Source organism: Streptococcus sp. FSL R7-0248 (genome assembly GCF_037967965.1).
Lineage (GTDB): Bacteria > Bacillota > Bacilli > Lactobacillales > Streptococcaceae > Streptococcus.
Genome location: NZ_CP150201.1, coordinates 1,230,550 through 1,250,919, shown reverse-complemented (window position 1 = coordinate 1,250,919; position 20,370 = coordinate 1,230,550). Strand labels below are relative to the sequence as shown.

Below are 20,370 nucleotides of genomic sequence, written 5' to 3'. Positions count from 1 at the left end.
AGAGGCATTTTTAGAGTGCAAGATAATAATTTAATTGACGTTAATTTGACGTCTGAGATGAAGACAAGCTTTATCGATTATGCCATGAGTGTTATCGTGTCTCGTGCTCTCCCAGATGTTCGTGACGGTTTAAAACCTGTACAACGTCGTATTCTATATGGAATGAATGAGCTTGGGGTGACACCTGATAAGCCACATAAAAAATCTGCCCGTATTACCGGGGATGTCATGGGTAAATATCACCCACACGGAGACTCATCTATCTATGAAGCCATGGTTCGTATGGCGCAATGGTGGAGCTACCGTTACATGTTGGTTGACGGTCACGGGAACTTTGGTTCTATGGATGGTGATGGGGCTGCCGCTCAGCGTTATACTGAGGCGCGTATGTCTAAAATCGCCTTGGAAATGCTTCGTGATCTCAATAAGAATACCGTTGATTTTCAAGATAACTATGATGGATCAGAACGTGAGCCAATCGTTCTTCCGTCACGTATTCCAAACCTTCTTGTCAATGGTGCGACAGGGATTGCCGTTGGTATGGCGACTAACATCCCACCACACAATTTGGCTGAAACGATTGATGCTGTCAAATTGATGATGGATAATCCTGAAGTCACAACACGTGAACTGATGGAAGTTCTTCCTGGTCCAGACTTTCCAACTGGTGGCTTGGTCATGGGGAAATCTGGTATTCACCGTGCATATGAAACTGGTAAGGGTTCTATTGTTCTTCGTTCGCGTACTGAAATTGAAACAACTAAATCAGGTCGTGAGCGTATTGTTGTCACTGAGTTTCCTTACATGGTCAATAAGACCAAGGTTCATGAACATATCGTTCGTTTAGCTCAAGAAAAGCGTATTGAGGGGATTACAGCAGTCCGTGACGAGTCTTCTCGTGAAGGCGTACGCTTTGTCATCGAAGTGCGTCGTGATGCTTCTGCCAATGTTATCTTGAACAATTTGTTCAAATTAACGCAACTTCAGACTAACTTCAGCTTCAACATGTTGGCCATTGAAAAGGGTGTTCCTAAAATCCTTTCTTTGCGTCAAATCTTGGCTGACTATATTGCTCACCAACAAGAAGTTGTGGTTCGTCGTACACAGTTTGACAAGGATAAGGCTGAGGCACGTGCCCATATTTTAGAAGGTTTGTTGATTGCCCTTGATCATTTGGATGAAGTGATTACGATTATCCGTAACAGTCAAACTGATGCTGAGGCTCAAGCTGAGTTGATGGCTCGCTTCGAACTCACGGAACGTCAAAGTCAAGCTATTCTTGATATGCGTTTGCGTCGTTTGACAGGTTTGGAACGTGATAAGATTCAAAATGAGTACAATGATCTCTTGGCTCTGATTGCTGATTTAGCTGATATTTTGGCAAAACCAGAACGTGTCATTGCTATCATCAAGGAAGAATTGGACGAAAGCAAGCGTAAATTTGCAGATGCTCGCCGCACAGAGCTTATGGTTGGAGAGGTCATTTCTCTTGAAGATGAGGACCTCATCGAGGAAGAAGATGTTGTTATCACTCTCTCAAATAAAGGGTATATTAAACGTTTAGCCCAAGACGAGTTCCGTTCACAAAAACGTGGTGGTCGCGGTGTCCAAGGTACTGGTGTTAACGATGATGACTTTGTTCGTGATATTGTCTCAACAAGCACCCATGATCACCTTTACTTCATGACTAATAAGGGGCGTGTATACCGTCTTAAGGGGTATGAAATCCCAGAATACGGTCGTACAGCCAAAGGCTTACCTATCGTCAATCTCTTGAAGTTGGACGAAGGTGAGACTATTCAAACAGTCATTAATGCCAAGAGTGATCAAGCTTCTGAAAATAATCACCTTGTCTTTGTAACTCGCCAAGGTCTAGTTAAACGTACAAAAGAAACGGAATTTAAGAACATTCGTCAAAATGGGTTGATTGCCTTGAAACTTAGAGAAGGTGATGAGCTAATCAATGTCTTCTTGACTACTGGTAATGAAGAAATTGTCATTGGTACTAAATTTGGTTACAGTGTACGCTTCAAAGAGGACACTATTCGAAGCATGAGTCGTATGGCTGCCGGTGTTAAAGGGGTAACTCTTCGTGATGGTGACCAAGTTGTTGGTGCAGCTGCCATTACAGAAGACCAAGAAGTCTTGATTATCACTGAAAAGGGTTACGGTAAGCGTACCTCAGCTACTGAATACCCAACGAAGGGTCGTGGTGGTAAAGGTATCAAGACTGCCAATATCACAGAGAAGAATGGTAACCTAGCAGGTATTGTAACAGTGTCTGGTGATGAGGATATCATGGTCATCACCGATACAGGTGTTATCATCCGTACTGCCGTTGCTAATATTTCACAAACTGGTCGTGCCACTCAAGGGGTTAAGGTCATGCGTTTGGATGACTCTGCTCGTATTGTTACCTTTGCTTTAGTTGAGCCAGAAGAAGTTGAACAAGCTTCCGAAGATCAAGAAAGTGGTGACAACTAATGAGCAAAGATAAGAAAAATAACGTAACAAAAAAACGCCGTAAGTGGCTTGATATTCTTCGCTGGGTGTTGATTATTGTTCTCTTGGTTGTTGGTTTAGCCTTGATTTTCAATAAGTCTATTCGAAACACAGTGATTGCTTGGAATACAAATAAGTATCAAGTGAGCAAGGTTTCTAAAAAGACTATTGAGAAAAACAAGGAAGCTAAGACTAGCTTTGACTTTGATACCGTTAAATCAATTAGTACAGAGTCTGTCTTGCAGGCACAGATGGATGCTCAAGAGCTTCCTGTCGTTGGTGGTATTGCTATTCCAGAGGTAGGTATCAATCTCCCTATTTTCAAAGGACTCGGCAATACAGAGTTGACTTACGGTGCAGGAACGATGAAAGAAGATCAAGTCATGGGTGGTGAAAACAACTATTCACTAGCTAGCCACCACGTCTTTGGTATTGCCGGTGCATCTGATATGCTATTTTCACCGCTAGATAAGGCTAAGGAAGGTATGAAGATTTATCTTACGGATAAAAATAAAGTCTATACTTATGTTATTAGTGAGGTGAAGGTTGTTCAACCAACTGAAGTAGCAGTAGTTGATGATACACCTGGCAAGTCTGAAGTTACCCTTGTAACTTGTACGGATGCCGAAGCAACTCAGCGTACAATCGTCAAAGGTGAATTGAAATCACAGGTAGATTTTGACAAGGCAAGTTCAGATATTATTGAAGCCTTTAATAAGTCATACAATCAATTTCAAAGTTAAGAAAGGGCCTTCGGGTCTTTTTCAATGGAGGAAAATATGTTTTTAAATACAGTGCACCATGTTGCTATTATTGTTTCTGATTATGACTTGTCTCGAGATTTTTATGTCAATAAACTTGGTTTTGAGATTATTCGGGAAAATCACCGTCCGGAACGTCATGATTATAAGTTAGACCTACGCTGTGGAGGTATAGAACTTGAAATCTTCGGCAATAAGATCAGTGATCCGAACTATGTGGAGCCCCCAAAACGTCCGTCTTATCCTGAGGCATGTGGCTTACGTCATTTAGCTTTCAGAGTGACTAATATTGAAGAGGTCGTCCAAGAGTTAGAACAAAAGGGTATCTCCTGCCAACCTATTCGCAAGGACACTTTTACCGGTGAAAAGATGACTTTCTTTGCTGATCCAGATGGTCTTCCTTTGGAGTTGCACGAGTAGTTTTTTTAACCTTAATTTTTTAAGTCATGGTATAATAGGTGAACGGCTGAGCCTAGAGTCAGTCGTCCTTTAGGAGATTATGGAATACTATTCTATTTTCGAAAGGAAACACACATGAAATTGAAAAAACTTCTTGTTACTGGGATGGCTATGTTGGCTTCAGTAACAGCCTTTACTTCGGTTGCTCAAGCAGCAACATCATCACAAGTCCAAAAGGTTATTGATGAATCTTATGTTCAACCAGACTATGTGATGGGGTATTCATTGTCGGAAGAGCAACGAAATGAAACCTTGAATTTATTAGGGTATGATAGTAGTAAGGATACTAATGTCAAGACCTTGACGACATCTGCTTACGCTAATATCATGAATGTGGCTGACGATTCTAGTCTTCAGCTATATTCTTCGGTTAAGATTGCTAAGCTGGGTGCTAAGGAAACCTTGAGTGTAGAGATTGTGACACCGCAAAATATCACGAAAATCACTCCAGATATGTACCGTAATGCTGCCACGACACTTGGTATTGAACATGCTAAGATTACGGTAGCAGCACCAATCGCAGTTACTGGAGAAAGTGCCTTGGCTGGTATTTACTATTCCCTTGAGCAAAATGGAGCTAAAGTTTCAGATGAAAGCAAAGAGCTTGCGCAAGAGGAACTCAAAACCCTTTCTCAAATTAATGAGGAAAATTCAGGTAAGACTGACTATGATGCAGACAAGCTTAATGTAGCTATGACTGATATTAAGTCAGCTGTTGCTGATAAAGGGGATAAGTTGACTGAAGACCAAGCTAAAACGATTGTTCAGCAAACAATTAATAATTACAACTTGAATCTTTCTGATACGCAAATTAACCTTCTGGTGAATTTTGCTATGAATTTATCTAAGTCTTCAATCATTGATAGTGCTAGCTTTAAGTCAACCTTGAGTTCACTTAAAGATTCTATCGTTTCGAAAGCTGGTAATACTTTCTCTGGAATCAACCTAAACTTTAATGCCAACAAAGCGGTTGAGAACAGCAAAAATATTTTTGCACAAATCTGGCAAGCTATCGTAGATTTCTTTACAGGACTTTCTAAATAGTAAAAGAGCTATCCATTTGGATGGCTTTTTTCTATTTTTCAGAAAATATGTGAAATTCTATTGAAATTATTCCAACAATTGTGTAAAAGGTAAACATCAATTCAGATTATTCTGAAAATTTATTTTAGGAGATTCTCTTATGTCAGAAACAAGTATATCTAGTCAGTCTACCTGGCGTAGTAAAATAAAAGCAATGGGACCTGGTATCCTAATGGCTTCAGCGGCCGTAGGTGGTTCCCACATCGTTTCATCAACTCAAGCGGGTGGTTCTTATGGATGGGCCTTGCTAGGCTTGGTTATTCTAGCTAACCTCTTTAAATACCCATTCTTCCGTTTTGGTGCTGAGTATACCGCAGATACGGGTAAAACCCTTGTTGAAGGTTATGCTGAGAAAGGTAAGTTCTATCTTTGGGTATTCTTCATTTTGAATGTCTTTTCAGCCTTGGTTAATACTGCAGGTGTTTCTATTCTTTGTTCAGCTATCATTGCTAGTGCCTTTCCAATGCTTGGTTTGAGTATTACAACATGGTCAATCATTTTGGTTGCAATCATTTGGGGTATGTTACTCTTTGGTGGTTACAAACTTCTTGATGGCATGGCTAAATGGATCATGTCAGCCTTGACTATCGCAACAGTAGCAGCAGTTATTATTGCAGCAATCAAACACCCAGAGTAAAGTGCTGACTTCGTTGAAAAAACACCATGGCAGTTAGCAGCCCTTCCATTTATCGTTTCACTTCTTGGATGGATGCCAGCTCCAATTGAAATTTCAGCCATTAACTCACTTTGGTCAGCTGAGAAAAAGAAAACTGTTGACTTTAACACTGACGATGCCCTCTTTGACTTTAACGTTGGTTTCATCGGAACAGCTATTCTTGCAGTATTCTTTGTAGCACTCGGTGCTCTTATCCAGTATCCAACTGGTAAACCAGTAGAAGCAGCATCAGCTAAGTATATTGCTCAGTTTGTTGGTATGTATGCCTCAGTGCTTGGTGAGTGGTCACGCTATTTGATTACCTTTATCGCTTTCTTATGTATCTTTGGTACTGTGATTACTGTTATCGATGGTTATTCACGTGTTAACGAAATTTCTCTTCGTCTTTTGTTTAACCAAAAGGAAAAAAATCAAACACCATTGAATGTTTGGATGACATTGACAGCTATTCTTGGTCTCATCATTATTTTCTTCTTCCAAGGTCAAGTAGCAACAATGCTTCGTTTTGCCATGATTGGTTCATTCCTTACAACACCTTTCTTTGCGCTTTTGAATTATGTACTTGTTACAAAAGCAAAGAGAGACCTTCCAACTTGGTTGAAAGGACTTGCTATTGCAGGTTTGATTTTCTTATTCGGATTTGCCCTCTTCTTTATCTGGGCTTTGGCTATTGGTAAAGCAGGTTAATAGGATTAAACGGTTTCCATATGGAAGCTGTTTTTTTATTTTAAAGGAGCGGGGGAGGAGAGATTATAGCCAAGAGAATACAAAAAAACCATTCCAATTGGAATGGCTTAACAACAAGATGTTGCTTATTTGAGACCGTATTTTTTGTTGAAACGATCCACGCGTCCGTCTGCTTGAGTGAATTTTTGACGGCCAGTGTAGAATGGGTGTGAATCTGATGAAATTTCTACACGGATAAGTGGATAAGTTTCACCTTCGAATTCAACTGTTTCGTTTGAGTGTTTAGTTGAACCGCTAAGGAATTGGTAACCAGTAGTTGTGTCCATGAATACTACTTGACGGTAATCTGGATGGATATCTTTTTTCATGTTAAAATATTTCCTTTCTGCCATGGTACTTTCCGCACCATAGTTTTTTAACTATTTTAGTTTATCAAAAGGTGGTCTTCTTGACAAGTCTTTTTTACTATTTTTTAGGAAATTCGCATTTTGTAAATGCCACTTGTCTGAAAGCATCGATTATCTTTATCAACGATGATAGCTTCAAGATTTGGTTGTGAACTAACTTCCTGGAAAATGCGTTCTAGACTTGAGCCAAATAAACGTGTCGTCCAAATTTCACCATCGACTGAGAGGGATGAAATGATGGTAAGACTAGCTAGATCACTAGAGACAGGGTAGCCAGTTTGACTATCGAAAATGTGATGATAGGTTTTGCCATTTATTTCAAAAGTGCGTTCATAGATTCCTGAAGTGACAATAGATTGGTCTCTTATAGCAAGCACCATAAGATTTGTGTTTCTAGTCTCCTTGGGATTTTGAATACCAATCCGCCATTTTTTATCAGGATTATGGAGAGCTGGTCCAAAGGTTAGAACATTACCTCCAAGATTGATTAGGGCACTGGTCACTTTTTCTGCTTTAAGAAAATCTGCAATACGATCTGCAATATATCCCTTTGCCAGGGCACCAAGATCAATTTTCATCCCTTTTTCTTTGAGAAAAACGCTTTGATTTTCCTCGGATAGAACAATGGCATTGGGATTGATAATTTGTAGGAGCGGAGGAATTTCTTCAGGCAGAGGCAGCTTGGCATCCGAAAAACCAATGCGCCAAGTCTGAATGAGAGGTCCTATGGCAATGTTAAGGTGACTTTCAGGTTGGCAGCTATGCCATTTTCCAAGAGCAATAAGTTCAAAAAGCTCTGGGTGAACCGTCACCGAATGTAAGCCTGCTGCCTTGTTAATTTTCATGAGTTCGGAACTGTCATCATTGGCTGAGAAACGCTTATTGTAGGTATGTAGGAGTGCTTCAACCTGGTCTAGCAGGGGTTCTGGTTCTTCATGATAGATAGAGACGTCAATCACAGTCCCCATGAGACGTACACGACGATTAGTGAGTTGCATGGGCAACGGTATCCTTGATTTCTTGATAGATTTGTTCGTTTTCGTCTAAGCTGTAGGAATTGGCACCACTAGCAAGTGGGTGGCCTCCACCGTCATGACGTTTAGCAATCTCGTTGATGACAATGCTTTTACTGCGCAGACGTACACGGTAATGCCCTTCAGGCAGCTCTACGAAAATAGCCCAAGATTCGACGCAATCAATACGACCTGGAGTGCCAACAATTGCAGAACTTTCAGCATCAGTGACATTGAATTCATCCAAAACCTTTCGTGTCAAGACAACTCGAGCTGCACCATTTTCATCGACTTCTAGATTATCGAAAACATAACCTTGTAATTTAGCAATTTTGAATGGGAAACTATCCATACGACGAGCCATTGCTGCAAAATCAAAGTCGTATTCACGAAGTTTAGCCGCAATTTGAAGTGTTTTAGGTGTCGTAGACGGAAAGAGGAAGCGACCTGTATCGCCAACAATACCATTGTAAAGAACACGAGCAGCGGCATCTGACAAGGAAAGGCCAAGAGTGAGAGCCCAGTCAGTCACAATTTCGCTGGCACTTGAAGCAGTCGTATCAACTAAGAGGAGGTCTCCGTAGGCATCGTCGTTAGGATGATGGTCAATTTTGATAAGAAAGTCCCCCTTATCAAAACGGTCGTCGTCGATACGAGGAGTGTTGGCTGTATCGGTAACAATAACAAGCGCTCCTTCATAGTCTTGGTCAGTTACCCTATCCATTTCAGCAATCCAAGACAAGGTAGGTTCATTGACACCTGTCACAAGAACCTTTTTATCTGGAAAGTTTGTTTTTAAAATTTCCTTCAGTCCTACCTGACTACCAATGGCATCAGGGTCAGGTCTTTGGTGGCGGTGAATAATAATAGTGTCATAGGCTTTAATTTTTTCTAAAATAGCTTGAAATACAGTCATGAATGTCTCCTTGTGATTTTCTTTCTATTATATCATGAAACAATAGAAAAACGGTTAGCCTAGGCAAACCGTTATAAAAATTAGATCTCTTTATAGTCGACTTCAAGTCCCCGTTTAACCGCTGGACGGTCAGCAATTTTTTCAGTCCAAGCTTGAAGGTGCTTGTATTCTTTAACATCAAGGAAAATACCAGCCTTGTCCCAGATCTTATCTTGAGCAAGACGACCATACCAAGACCAGATAGCGATATCAGCGATAGTATACTCATCACCAGCAATATAAGGTTTGGTTGCTAATTCTTTATCAAGCAAGTCAAGTTGGCGTTTGGCTTCCATGGCAAAACGGTTGATGGCATATTCGATTTTTTCAGGTGCATAGTGGAAGAAGTGCCCAAAGCCACCACCTAGAAAAGGAGCAGCACCTGTTTGCCAAAAGAGCCAGTTGAGAACTTCTGTATGTTTTGCGTGATCAGTTGGAATGAGTTTGCCGAATTTTTCAGCCAAGTAAAGGAGGATGTTAGCTGATTCGAAGACACGAACTGGTTGGTCTTCAGAGTAATCCATCATGGCTGGAATCTTTGAGTTTGGATTGATTGAAACAAAATCTGAGCCGAATTGGTCACCATCACCAATCTTAATACGATAAGCGTCATAACCCGCTTGAGTCACACCAAGTTCTTTCAATTCTTCCAGCATGATAGTTGCCTTGATACCATTTGGTGTCGGAAGAGTATAGAGTTGGAAAGGTTGGTCACCTTTAGGTAGAGTTTGTTCAAAACGTGCACCAGCTGTAGGTTGATTGAGGCCACCCCAGGCACCTCCCATAGAGGTTGGGTTTTCCCAAACTTCTGGTAAAATATAGTCAGACATAAAGTTTCTCCTTGTATTCTTGATAGTTACATCCTAACAAAATGCTAATGGCATTTCAAGAATCTACTACGTCCTATTAGGCGCGATACCTTGACTTTTTCTATAAGAATGATAAGATAGTAAAAATTAATTTTTATCTGATAAAAAACATATTGTTTAGAGAGGAAGAAAAGAATGACTGCTATTGATTTTCATAAGTTGGCTAAAACAGAACTACACTGTCATTTGGATGGTTCTCTATCATTGGAAACCATTCGCCACCTAGCTGACTTGGCACAGATTGAGTTACCTGAGGACGATGCGGAGCTCAAACACCATGTGACAGCACCTGCTACCTGTGAGAGTCTCTTAGATTATCTTGAGGCTTTTGATTATATTCGTCCTTTGCTTCAAACAAAGGAAGCCTTGACCGTTGCGGCTTATGATGTTGCTAAACAGGCTGCTCTTGAAAATGTTATCTATATTGAAGTGCGTTTTGCTCCAGAATTGTCAATGGATAAGGGATTGACTGTCGCTGAAACCATTGATGCTGTTTGTCAAGGCTTACGTCAAGCTCAAGAAGAATTCGGTATTGTAGCCAAGGCCCTAGTTTGTGGCATGCGCCAATCAGATCAAGAATTAACGGCTCGTATTCTTGATGAAGCAAATGAAGTTGAAGATAGTGACTTTGTTGGTTTTGATTTTGCTGGAGATGAGCATCATTATGGACCTAAAGCGATTAAACCTCTAATTGAACAAGTCCAAAGTTACAACCGTCCGATGACTTTTCATGCTGGTGAGTGTGGTTGCCCAGCCTTTTTGGCTGAGTCAATTGCTATGGGAATTAAGCGTAATGGTCATGCAACGATCCTGGCTCAAGAGCCTGAGCTTCTGGAAGAGTTTGTCAAAAATGGTGTCACAGGAGAGTTATGTTTAACAAGTAATCTGCAGACTAAAGCAGCCGTTACAGTTGCTGATTTTCCTTATCTAAAAATGAAAGCAGCAGGTGCGAATATTACCATTAATACGGACAATCGTACCGTTTCTGATACAAACTTAACCAAGGAATACGAACTCTATCACAAGCATTTTGATAGCTCAGTGCAAGACTTTTATGCTCATAATAAGACGGCAATCGAAGCTTCATTTGCTAGTGACGAGGAGAAAGAAGAACTTCTTGAAAAATTGGCTAAAGCCTATTCATAAGAAGCTATTAGACTGGTGAAACGTTATCAGGGTGATAAGATTGAACCATTTGAAACACAAGTCAAACCTATTATAAAAATAAGGGAGTGAGGCGAACTTTTTTCAAAAATTGTTCAGTCTCCCTCCCTTTTACGCTTAGAATTATGATAAAATAAGTACAATACATATTTTAGAGGAGACTGGTTTGGCACAACTTTATTTTCGCTATGGCACTATGAATTCTGGGAAATCCATTGAAATTCTTAAGGTTGCCTATAATTACGAAGAACAAGGAAAACCAGTAGTATTGTTGACCAGTCGTTTGGATAATCGAGATGGGGTCGGCTATATCTCTAGTCGTATTGGCATGAAACGGAAGGCATATCCTATTGGTGATGATACGGATATTTTTGGTTACATTGCTAATATGGATCCACGACCTTACTGTGTTTTAGTTGATGAGGCTCAGTTTTTGACCCGTGCGAATGTCTATGATTTGGCACGAATTGTTGATGAGTTAGATATCCCAGTGATGGCTTTTGGTCTCAAAAATGATTTTCAGAACAATCTCTTTGAAGGTTCTAAATACCTTTTGCTTTTGTCTGATAAGATTGATGAGATCAAGACCATTTGTCATTATTGCTCGAGAAAGGCAACCATGGTTCTTCGTATGGAAGATGGGAAGCCAGTTTATGAGGGAGCACAAGTTCAAATTGGAGGACACGAGAGTTATATCTCTGTTTGCCGAAAGCACTGGTTTAATCCACCTCACGAAAACATAATCCCTTTGAATAAGGACTAAAAATGACTATTAGTTATAATAAGGAGAAAAGATAACAGATGAATATTTATGATCAGTTACAAGCGGTTGAAGACCGCTATGAGGAATTGGGTGAATTGCTTAGTGACCCTGAAGTAGTTTCAGACACTAAACGGTTCATGGAGTTGTCACGTGAAGAAGCAAATACTCGTGAAACTGTGACAGCTTACCGTGAGTACAAGCAAGTCATCCAAAGTATCTCAGATGCTGAAGAGATGATTAAGGAAGCAAGCGGTGATCCTGACTTGGAAGAAATGGCTAAGGAAGAACTCAAAGAATCCAAAGCCGCTAAGGAAGAGTACGAAGAACGTTTGAAAATTCTTCTTTTGCCAAAAGACCCTAATGATGACAAGAATATTATCCTTGAAATCCGTGGGGCTGCAGGTGGTGATGAAGCTGCCTTGTTTGCGGGTGACCTTCTAGCTATGTACCAAAAATACGCAGAAACACAAGGTTGGCGCTTTGAGGTTATGGAAGCCTCTTATAATGGTGTCGGTGGTATCAAAGAAGTGGTTGCCATGGTTTCAGGGCAATCCGTGTATTCTAAACTCAAATATGAATCAGGAGCACACCGTGTGCAACGTGTGCCTGTGACTGAAAGTCAAGGTCGTGTTCATACCTCTACAGCAACTGTTTTGGTTATGCCAGAAGTTGAAGAAGTAGAGTACGAAATTGACCCTAAGGACCTTCGTGTCGATATCTATCACGCTTCTGGTGCCGGTGGTCAGAACGTCAATAAGGTTGCGACTGCGGTTCGTATGGTTCACATTCCTACTGGAATCAAAGTAGAGATGCAAGAAGAACGTACACAACAGAAGAACCGTGATAAAGCTATGAAGATTATCCGTGCGCGTGTTGCGGACCACTTTGCACAAATCGCTCAAGATGAACAAGATGCTGAGCGTAAATCGACTGTTGGTACAGGGGATCGTTCAGAGCGTATCCGTACTTACAACTTCCCGCAAAACCGTGTAACTGATCACCGTATTGGTTTGACCCTTCAAAAGCTTGATACAATTCTAGCTGGTAAATTAGATGAAGTTGTGGATGCCTTGGTTCTTTATGATCAAACTCAAAAATTGGAAGAGCTTAACAAATGATTTTAGCGGATGTCCTGGATGACTATGAGAAGCAGCTTGATGCTGTTGGTGAAGAGCCAGAGGCCCTTTCCTTCGTTTATCGTGGTTTGAAGCAATGGGACTTGACTCATTTTGTTCTTCAATTGCGTCAAGAAGTTTCAGATGAAGATGCAGAGTTGTTAGCTTATGTATTCAGCCAACTAATGAATCACAAGCCTGCTCAGTATATTTTGGGCTATGAAGACTTTCATGGCTTGCGTTTTCAGGTTGATGAGCGTGTCTTGATTCCACGTCCTGAAACTGAGGAACTAGTGGATTTGATTTTAGCGGAAAACCCTAGCTCAGAGCTCAAGATTCTTGATATCGGAACTGGGAGTGGTGCTATTTCGGTATCTCTGAAAAAGAGTTGCCCCTTTTGGCAAGTAACAGCTAGTGACTTGTCAGCTGACGCCTTAGTACTTGCTAAAGAGAATGCTATACTAAATCAGGTAGACATTAGCTTTGTGCAATCGGATGTTTTCGAAAATACTTCTGGTAGTTTTGATATCATTGTGTCAAATCCTCCCTATATTTCTGAAAATGATAAGAACGAAGTTGGTACTAATGTTTTGGCTAGCGAGCCCAAAATGGCTCTGTTTGCTGATGAAGAGGGACTTGCTATTTATAGACAGATTATTGAGGACGCAGACAAGTATTTAACTCCAAAAGGAAAGCTCTACTTTGAAATTGGCTATAAGCAGGGCCGTGATTTGAAGAAACTCTTGTCTCTACATTTTCCTGATAAGCGTGTGCGTGTTCTTAAGGACCAATTTGGGCAAGATAGAATGGTCGTGATGGATGATGAAAAGTAATAAAGTGTTAAGAGAAATCTTGGCTGACGGTGGAGCAGTTGTCCTTCCTACAGAGACTGTTTATGGTCTATTTGCTAAGGCTTTAGATGAGCAAGCTGTTGACCATGTTTATGAGCTAAAAAATCGTCCCAGAGATAAAGCCATGAATTTGAATGTCGCTTCTTATGAAGATATCTTGTCCTATTCAAAAGATCAACCCAAGTATTTGAAACAATTGTATGATGCTTTTTTGCCTGGACCTTTGACTATCATTTTAAAGGCTAATGATCAAGTCCCTAAGTGGATTAATTCAGGATTGGCGACAGTTGGCTTCCGTTTGCCAGACCATCCTGTCACTAGAGAGCTGATTCAAGCGGAAGGGCCTTTGATTGGTCCATCTGCTAATAAGTCTGGGAAGGCTAGTGGTCGTTATTTCGACGATATTAGAGTACAATTTGATTTTCAGGTGACTGGCTATCAAGATGATGATGCCTTGTTAGGTGTAGATTCGACGATTTTGGATTTGTCTGTTTCACCTGCTAGGATTCTCAGACAAGGGAAAATTACAAAAGAAGACCTATTGGCGGCTCTACCAGAGTTGACCATAGAATAAATGACTAACAGAGACCTATGGAAGTGTGAGATAACTTCCAACTATATGTGGGTGAGTTGATTGAAACCCCCTTAGACCTCAAAGGAGACCTCTATGATTTTTGATAAAGAAGATTACAAAGCATTTGACCCTGAACTATGGAACGCCATCGATGCTGAGGCTGAACGCCAACAAAACAATATTGAGTTGATTGCCTCTGAGAACGTGGTATCTAAAGCTGTTATGGCTGCTCAAGGAACTCTCTTGACTAACAAGTACGCAGAAGGCTATCCAGGTAAACGTTACTATGGTGGTACAGACGTGATTGATGTGGTTGAGTCTCTTGCTATTGAGCGTGCCAAAGAACTTTTTGGAGCAAAATTTGCCAACGTGCAACCTCACTCAGGTAGCCAAGCCAATGCTGCTGTTTACATGTCATTAATCCAACCAGGTGATACGGTTATGGGAATGGATTTGTCAGCGGGTGGTCACTTGACACACGGTGCACCAGTTAGCTTCTCTGGTAAGACCTATAACTTCGTCGCTTACAATGTGGATAAGGATACTGAACTCCTTGATTATGATGCCATTCTTGCGCAGGCTAAAGAAGTGCAACCAAAACTCATCGTGGCTGGTGCTTCAGCTTACTCTCGTATCATTGATTTTGCTAAATTCCGTGAAATTGCCGATGCTGTAGGTGCTTATCTCATGGTAGATATGGCTCACATTGCAGGTCTTGTGGCGTCTGGTCATCACCCAAGTCCAGTTCCTCATGCACATGTGACAACTACAACAACTCACAAGACGCTCCGTGGTCCTCGCGGTGGTTTGATTTTGACTGATGATGAAGCTATCGCTAAGAAATTGAATTCTGCAGTCTTCCCTGGTTTGCAAGGTGGCCCTTTGGAACACGTTATTGCTGCTAAGGCTGTTGCTCTTAAAGAAGCACTTGACCCTGCCTTTAAGGAATACGGTGAAAATGTTATCAAAAACGCAGCTGCTATGGCTGATGTTTTCAATCAACATCCAGATTTCCGTGTTATCTCAGGTGGCACTAACAATCACCTCTTCTTGGTTGATGTGACTAAGGTTGTTGAAAATGGTAAGGTTGCGCAAAACGTTCTTGAAGAAGTTAATATTACTTTGAACAAGAATGGTATTCCTTATGAGCAGTTGTCTCCATTCAAAACATCTGGTATCCGTGTTGGTAGTCCAGCCATTACGAGTCGTGGTATGGGTGAAGCTGAGAGCCGTAAAATTGCTGAATTAATGGTTGAAGCTTTGGAAAATCACGATAAACCTGAAGTTTTGGAACGCATTCGTGGAGAAGTTAAAGCTCTTACAGATGCCTTCCCACTCTATTAAAAACTATGTTAGATTTATATATTAAACGCATTATCATTCACCAGTTTTCGCCAAATGATACGGAGCTGGTTTTAGCAGAAGGGCCTCTTGAAATAACGCCACGCTTAGATGAGTATTTTCGAAAGAAACTCTCTAAAGTTTTCTCTGATGAGGCTAAACGTGGCTATTTCGATGCAGAGAATGTTTTCATCAGTCATTTAGGAGATGATTTGATGGAAAGCTCAGTCAAGATTGCCCAACTTTGGAAGGAAGAATTTGTCATTTCTGAAGATCAAAAGACCAATGATTTGGTCTTTATTCAGTTTGACAAAGAAGGGCAAGAGTATTTTGCTTTCTTGCGTATTGCTCTCAAGGATAGTTTGATTCATTCTTTGGGAGATAGCCAACATCCTATTCAATTGTCACAAAATAATTTGCCTTCTGCAGCCCAGACACCTGATGAAGCTTTGGTAATCAATCGTAGTAGTAAGCAGTATTATTTGATTGAAAAGCGAATCAAGCATAATGGAAGCTTTGCCAATTATTTCTCTGAAAATCTGTTGCAAGTCCAGCCTGAGCAATCTGTCAAGAAATCGATTAAGATGGTTGAAGACACTGCCCAGAAGATTGCTGAGAATTTTAATCAGGATGATTTTAACTTCCAAGGAAAAATGAAATCTGCTATTTTCAATAATTTGGAAGAAGATCAAGAGTTATCACCTGAAAAATTGGCAGACCAGCTCTTTGATAATAATTTGACAGCTCGTTTGACCTTTGTTGATGAGCTCAAAGAGGCCATACCTGAGCCTATCTCGGTATCAGATATTGACCATTCGCGTCAAATTAAGAAATTGGAGAATCAAAAATTATCGTTATCGAACGGAATTGAGTTAATCGTGCCTAATAATGTGTATCAGGATGCTGATAGTGTTGAGTTTATTCAAAATCCTGATGGCACCTACTCTATTCTCATCAAAAATATCGAGGATATCATCAATAAATAATATGTTTAAATGGATAAGACGTCTGGCGGTTTTTGTCGTAGTCCTCATCATAGGTATCCAATGCTATCGAATCCATGCCAATATTCAACATGTCTTAACCTATGAATCCATGGTTAAGGAGGTTTTGGCAGAGGACGACATTGATAATACAACCAATGTCGATTTGGTTCTGGCTATGATCTACACAGAAACCAAGGGGAAGACAGATGACGTGATGCAGTCCAGTGAAAGTTCTACAGGGGTGACCAACTCCATAACAGATCGAAAAGAAAGTATTCGTCAAGGGGTGACGGTGCTGTCGGAAAATCTGGAAGAAGCTGCCCACCATAAGGTGGATCCTTGGACAGCAGTACAAGCCTATAATTTTGGTAAGGCTTATATTGATTATGTGGCTGATAATGGTGGAGTGAACACCGTCGAACTCGCAAAGGCTTACTCTAAAAATGTCGTTGCTCCGAGTCTAGGAAACACTAGCGGGCAAACATACACCTATTACCAACCGGTTGCCATGTACTATGGTGGCGGAAAACTTTATACAAATGGCGGAAATATTTACTACGCTAAGGAAGTACAGTTTAATCTCTTTTTGATGCGTATGTTCTCGCGCCTCTAAGAGTAAGGACGTTAAACTTAGGAAAGACAAATGAAAGCATTATTAGTGTATTTTAGAGGATACATCAAAGACAGTATCCTGGGACCCGTTTTTAAATTAATCGAAGCCAGTTTCGAACTCTTGGTCCCTCTAGTGATTGCTGGAATTGTCGACACAACTATTCCAAATAAAGACCAAAATCATCTGTTTATGATGATTTTTCTCTTGTTCGGACTTGCCGTTATTGGGGTTGTTGTTGCTATTTCAGCACAGTATTTTTCATCCAGAGCAGCAGTTGGCTATGCCCGAGGTTTAACCAATGATTTGTATGAGAAGATCATGCGTTTATCAAAGGAAAAGCGGGATGAGATTGGAACGTCAAGTTTGGTGACACGTTTGACTGGTGATACCTTTCAAATCCAAACGGGCATCAATCAATTTTTGAGGCTCTTTTTGAGGGCACCGATTATCGTGACGGGAGCCATTATTATGGCATTCCGAATCAGTCCACGCTTGACCCTTTGGTTTCTTGGCATGGTCTTGGTATTGACCCTTATTATTGTACTAGCTAGTCGCATCGTCAATCCTTTATACGCCAAGATTCGAGTAATTAATGAGTCAATTGTTACCAATACACGTCAACAACTTGAAGGTATGAGGGTTATTCGGGCTTTTGATCAGAGTGAGGGTGAATTAGATAACTTTACTACTGTCAATAAAGACTTGAAGAAGTGGCAGCTCAAAACAGGAGTAATAGCAAGTCTCATTAGTCCTTTGACTTTCTTGGTTGTTAATATGACCTTGATTGCTATCCTTTGGCAAGGAAATCTGCAAATTCAAGCTGGTCTCTTGTCCCAAGGTATGCTGATTGCTCTAGTCAATTATCTCTTGCAAATTTTGACGGAGCTCCTTAAATTGGCCATGATGTTGACCAATCTGAATCAAAGCTTTATTTCAGCAAAACGGGTACAAGCGATTTTTGAACTTCAAGATGAGGATATTGAGGCACCTTTAGAAGTCCGCACTTCTAGTCAGGCTTCCACAGTGCTAGCTATTGATCAGATGACCTTTACCTATCCTACAGCTAGTTCGCCATCACTCCAAGAGATTCATGTCAGTCTTACTCAAGGTCAGTCACTAGGTATTATTGGTGGTACAGGTTCAGGTAAATCGACTTTGGTAAACTTAATCATGAACTTATATCAGCCTCAGATTGGTTCATTAGCTATTTTCAAAGATCAAAAATCACCAAAAAACCTTAAAGAGTGGCGTTCTTGGGTTGCCTATGTCCCGCAAAAAGCTGAGTTATTTAGGGGAACCATTCGTTCAAACTTGTCATTAGGACTTGACCACGAACCAAGTGAGCAAGAACTCTGGCATGCTCTTGACATGGCTCAGGCTGCTGATTTTGTAAGGGATAAGGACCTTGGTTTAGATGAGCCAGTTGAGTCATTTGGCCGTAATTTTTCGGGAGGGCAACGTCAACGTTTGACTATTGCGCGTGCGTTGATGAGACCAGCACCATTCTTGATTTTGGATGACTCCACCTCAGCCCTAGATTATTTGACTGAAAGTCGCCTACTAGCGGCTATCAGAGACAATCTTAAATCAACGAGTTTGATTATTATTTCGCAAAGAACAAATAGTCTAAAAGCTGTTGATCAAATTTTGGTGCTTGATAAGGGACATCAAGTTGGCTTGGGTAATCATGAAGAATTGCTTGCCACAAATAAACTCTATCAAGACATTCATTATTCTCAACATCAAAAGGAGGTCGCTGATGAAGGCTAGAAATAATAAATCAACGCTTAAACGTTTAAGTAGAGATATCTTAAGTCAGCGTTACCTTTTTGCCTTAGCAACTGTTGGGACCATTATTCAAGTTGCCTTAACGGTTTACTTACCTATCTTAATTGGTGATGCAGTGGACGCTGTTCTTAAGATGAACGCCGTTCTATTGATGTCACGTTTAATTTGGCAGATGCTTGTAGTTATCTTAGCTAATAGTGCAATCCAGTGGCTTAACCCTCTGATTTATAATCGATTGATTTATTCATATAGCGAAAGTTTACGTGAACGAGTCATGATGAAAATTCATGCTATGCCACTTAGTTACCTTGATCGTCAAGGAACTGGAGACATGGTTAGCCGTGTGACTACAGATAGCGATCAGTTAAACAACGGACTTCTCATGGTCTTTAACCAATTTTTCGTTGGGCTTTTGACTATCTTTGTCATAATCATTACCATGGCTCGCTTAGACTGGTTCATGATGCTCTTAGTTCTAGTGATGACGCCTCTGTCAATGCTTGTGGCACGTTTTATCGCAAAGAAGAGCTATCAACTCTATCGCAATCAAACTAAATGGCGAGGTATGCAGACTCAGTTGATTGAGGAAAGTCTGACTCAAGAAGCTTTAGTACAGAGTCTAAATGCTCAAGACCAGATGGTTAGGAGTTTTAAAGACGTCAATGGTAAGTATGCTGATTATTCACAGGGTGCTATCTTTTATTCGTCAGCGGTTAACCCAGCTACACGTTTTGTCAATAGTCTGATTTATGCTCTTATTGCAGGTGTTGGTGCCTATCGAATCATGTCGGGTGGTGCTTTCACAGTGGGACAATTGACTACCTTCCTAAATTATGTGACTCAGTATACGAAACCTTTTAATGATATCTCATCTGTTCTATCTGAACTTCAAAGTGCTTTGGCCTGTGCTGATCGCCTTTATATGATATTGGATGAAGAGGAAATAACAGAAACAGGTAAGGCGGTCTTGGAAGAAGCAGATGTGCAGGGACGTTTTCAATTTGATCATGTCCAGTTTGGCTATTTGCCTAATAAACCTCTTATCAAGGATTTGAGCATTGATATCCCTGCCGCAAGTACTGTTGCCATTGTTGGTCCAACAGGAGCAGGCAAATCTACCCTCATTAACCTGCTCATGCGTTTCTATGATTTGGATAAGGGGAACATTCTACTGGACGGTAGACCTATTACAGATTATACTCGTGAGAGTCTTCGGAAACAGATTGGGATGGTTTTGCAGGAAACTTGGCTTGAGGTCGGCACTATTCATGATAATATTGCCTATGGAAATCCAGAAGCCAGTCGTGAAGAAGTCATAGCAGCGGCCAAGGCTGCCAATGCTGATTTCTTTATTCAGCAGTTGCCTCAAGGCTATGACACCTACTTGAATGATGCGGGGCAATCCCTTTCTCAGGGACAACGTCAGCTTTTGACCATTGCTCGCATATTTGTCAATGTGCCTAAAATCTTAATTTTGGATGAAGCCACTTCTAGTATCGATACTCGTACAGAGCTTCTCATTCAAGAGGCCTTCGCTAAATTAATGAAATGTCGAACAAGTTTCATCATTGCCCATCGATTATCTACCATAGAGAATGCGGACCTTATTTTGGTCATGAATAATGGGGATATCGTTGAACACGGAACCCATGAACAACTGATGCAAGCTAAGGGAATGTACTATCGTATGCAGACGGCCCAAAAGACACAAAATAGTTAAATCCGACAGAGCTTTTAAGCTCTGTTTTTTTGATTTTAGCCAA

General features: G+C 40.7%; 18 protein-coding genes and 1 pseudogene. 15 read left to right on the top strand and 4 right to left on the bottom strand.

What is annotated here, in order from left to right:
• Positions 1–15: 15 nt before the first annotated feature.
• The 5 genes and pseudogenes from gyrA to NYE32_RS05985 all read left to right on the top strand — a co-directional run bounded on the left by gyrA (position 16) and on the right by NYE32_RS05985 (position 6,168).
• A complete protein-coding gene (gyrA, locus tag NYE32_RS06005; protein ID WP_060972461.1) occupies positions 16–2,484 on the top strand; it encodes a DNA gyrase subunit A in 2,469 nt (822 codons plus the stop codon).
• The gene (locus NYE32_RS06000; protein WP_060972462.1) at positions 2,484–3,245 is read left to right on the top strand and encodes a sortase; all 762 of its coding nucleotides are present in this window, start codon (positions 2,484–2,486) and stop codon (positions 3,243–3,245) included. Before gyrA ends, NYE32_RS06000 begins: the two co-directional genes overlap by 1 nt.
• A gap of 36 nt (positions 3,246–3,281) precedes the next feature.
• A complete protein-coding gene (locus NYE32_RS05995; protein ID WP_060972463.1) occupies positions 3,282–3,683 on the top strand; it encodes a VOC family protein in 402 nt (133 codons plus the stop codon).
• Positions 3,684–3,797: 114 nt separating this feature from the next.
• The gene (locus tag NYE32_RS05990) at positions 3,798–4,766 is read left to right on the top strand and encodes a DUF1002 domain-containing protein (protein ID WP_060972464.1); all 969 of its coding nucleotides are present in this window, start codon (positions 3,798–3,800) and stop codon (positions 4,764–4,766) included.
• Positions 4,767–4,905: 139 nt separating this feature from the next.
• Positions 4,906–6,168 (top strand): annotated as a pseudogene (locus tag NYE32_RS05985) (NRAMP family divalent metal transporter).
• A 125-nt stretch (positions 6,169–6,293) separates the two neighbouring features.
• Here the strand turns inward: NYE32_RS05985 and NYE32_RS05980 are convergent.
• The 4 genes from NYE32_RS05980 to yghU form a co-directional block, all read right to left on the bottom strand.
• Positions 6,294–6,536: a type B 50S ribosomal protein L31 gene (locus NYE32_RS05980; RefSeq protein WP_003093591.1), complete on the bottom strand. Its 243-nt coding sequence runs from the start codon at positions 6,534–6,536 to the stop codon at positions 6,294–6,296.
• Between the two features lie 104 nt (positions 6,537–6,640).
• Positions 6,641–7,573 carry an FAD:protein FMN transferase gene (locus tag NYE32_RS05975; RefSeq protein ID WP_073689815.1) on the bottom strand — a complete coding sequence of 311 codons (933 nt, stop codon included), beginning with the start codon at positions 7,571–7,573 and terminating at the stop codon, positions 6,641–6,643.
• Positions 7,560–8,504 (bottom strand): bifunctional oligoribonuclease/PAP phosphatase NrnA, encoded by a 945-nt coding sequence (locus tag NYE32_RS05970; protein ID WP_156685133.1) that lies wholly within the window; start codon positions 8,502–8,504, stop codon positions 7,560–7,562. Before NYE32_RS05970 ends, NYE32_RS05975 begins: the two co-directional genes overlap by 14 nt.
• 80 nt (positions 8,505–8,584) lie before the next feature.
• Positions 8,585–9,373, bottom strand: coding sequence for a glutathione-dependent disulfide-bond oxidoreductase (gene yghU, locus NYE32_RS05965; protein ID WP_037600817.1), 789 nt, complete (start codon positions 9,371–9,373; stop codon positions 8,585–8,587).
• A 174-nt stretch (positions 9,374–9,547) separates the two neighbouring features.
• On the opposite strand from yghU, the gene add reads away from it, so the two are divergent.
• From add to NYE32_RS05915, 10 genes are all read left to right on the top strand, one after another.
• The gene (gene add, locus NYE32_RS05960; RefSeq protein ID WP_073689817.1) at positions 9,548–10,558 is read left to right on the top strand and encodes an adenosine deaminase; all 1,011 of its coding nucleotides are present in this window, start codon (positions 9,548–9,550) and stop codon (positions 10,556–10,558) included.
• Positions 10,559–10,742: 184 nt separating this feature from the next.
• Positions 10,743–11,339: a thymidine kinase gene (locus NYE32_RS05955; RefSeq protein ID WP_073689818.1), complete on the top strand. Its 597-nt coding sequence runs from the start codon at positions 10,743–10,745 to the stop codon at positions 11,337–11,339.
• A 38-nt stretch (positions 11,340–11,377) separates the two neighbouring features.
• A complete protein-coding gene (gene prfA / locus NYE32_RS05950) occupies positions 11,378–12,457 on the top strand; it encodes a peptide chain release factor 1 (protein ID WP_002891161.1) in 1,080 nt (359 codons plus the stop codon).
• Positions 12,454–13,287: a peptide chain release factor N(5)-glutamine methyltransferase gene (gene prmC / locus NYE32_RS05945; RefSeq protein ID WP_073689819.1), complete on the top strand. Its 834-nt coding sequence runs from the start codon at positions 12,454–12,456 to the stop codon at positions 13,285–13,287. Before prfA ends, prmC begins: the two co-directional genes overlap by 4 nt.
• Positions 13,274–13,879 carry an L-threonylcarbamoyladenylate synthase gene (locus NYE32_RS05940; protein WP_060972471.1) on the top strand — a complete coding sequence of 202 codons (606 nt, stop codon included), beginning with the start codon at positions 13,274–13,276 and terminating at the stop codon, positions 13,877–13,879. Before prmC ends, NYE32_RS05940 begins: the two co-directional genes overlap by 14 nt.
• Before the next feature lie 93 nt (positions 13,880–13,972).
• Positions 13,973–15,223: a serine hydroxymethyltransferase gene (gene glyA / locus NYE32_RS05935; protein ID WP_073686357.1), complete on the top strand. Its 1,251-nt coding sequence runs from the start codon at positions 13,973–13,975 to the stop codon at positions 15,221–15,223.
• A gap of 5 nt (positions 15,224–15,228) precedes the next feature.
• On the top strand, positions 15,229–16,206 hold the full coding sequence (locus NYE32_RS05930) for a nucleoid-associated protein (protein WP_004182031.1): 978 nt from the start codon (positions 15,229–15,231) through the stop codon (positions 16,204–16,206).
• A gap of 1 nt (position 16,207) precedes the next feature.
• Complete coding sequence (locus NYE32_RS05925) at positions 16,208–16,819, top strand: lysozyme family protein (protein WP_037597899.1); 612 nt, start codon at positions 16,208–16,210, stop codon at positions 16,817–16,819.
• A 30-nt stretch (positions 16,820–16,849) separates the two neighbouring features.
• Positions 16,850–18,589 (top strand): ABC transporter ATP-binding protein, encoded by a 1,740-nt coding sequence (locus NYE32_RS05920; RefSeq protein ID WP_002891155.1) that lies wholly within the window; start codon positions 16,850–16,852, stop codon positions 18,587–18,589.
• Positions 18,579–20,327, top strand: a complete 1,749-nt coding sequence (locus tag NYE32_RS05915; RefSeq protein ID WP_037597896.1) for an ABC transporter ATP-binding protein — start codon at positions 18,579–18,581, stop codon at positions 20,325–20,327. The genes NYE32_RS05920 and NYE32_RS05915 overlap by 11 nt, the downstream gene beginning before the upstream one ends.
• Positions 20,328–20,370: the final 43 nt, after the last annotated feature.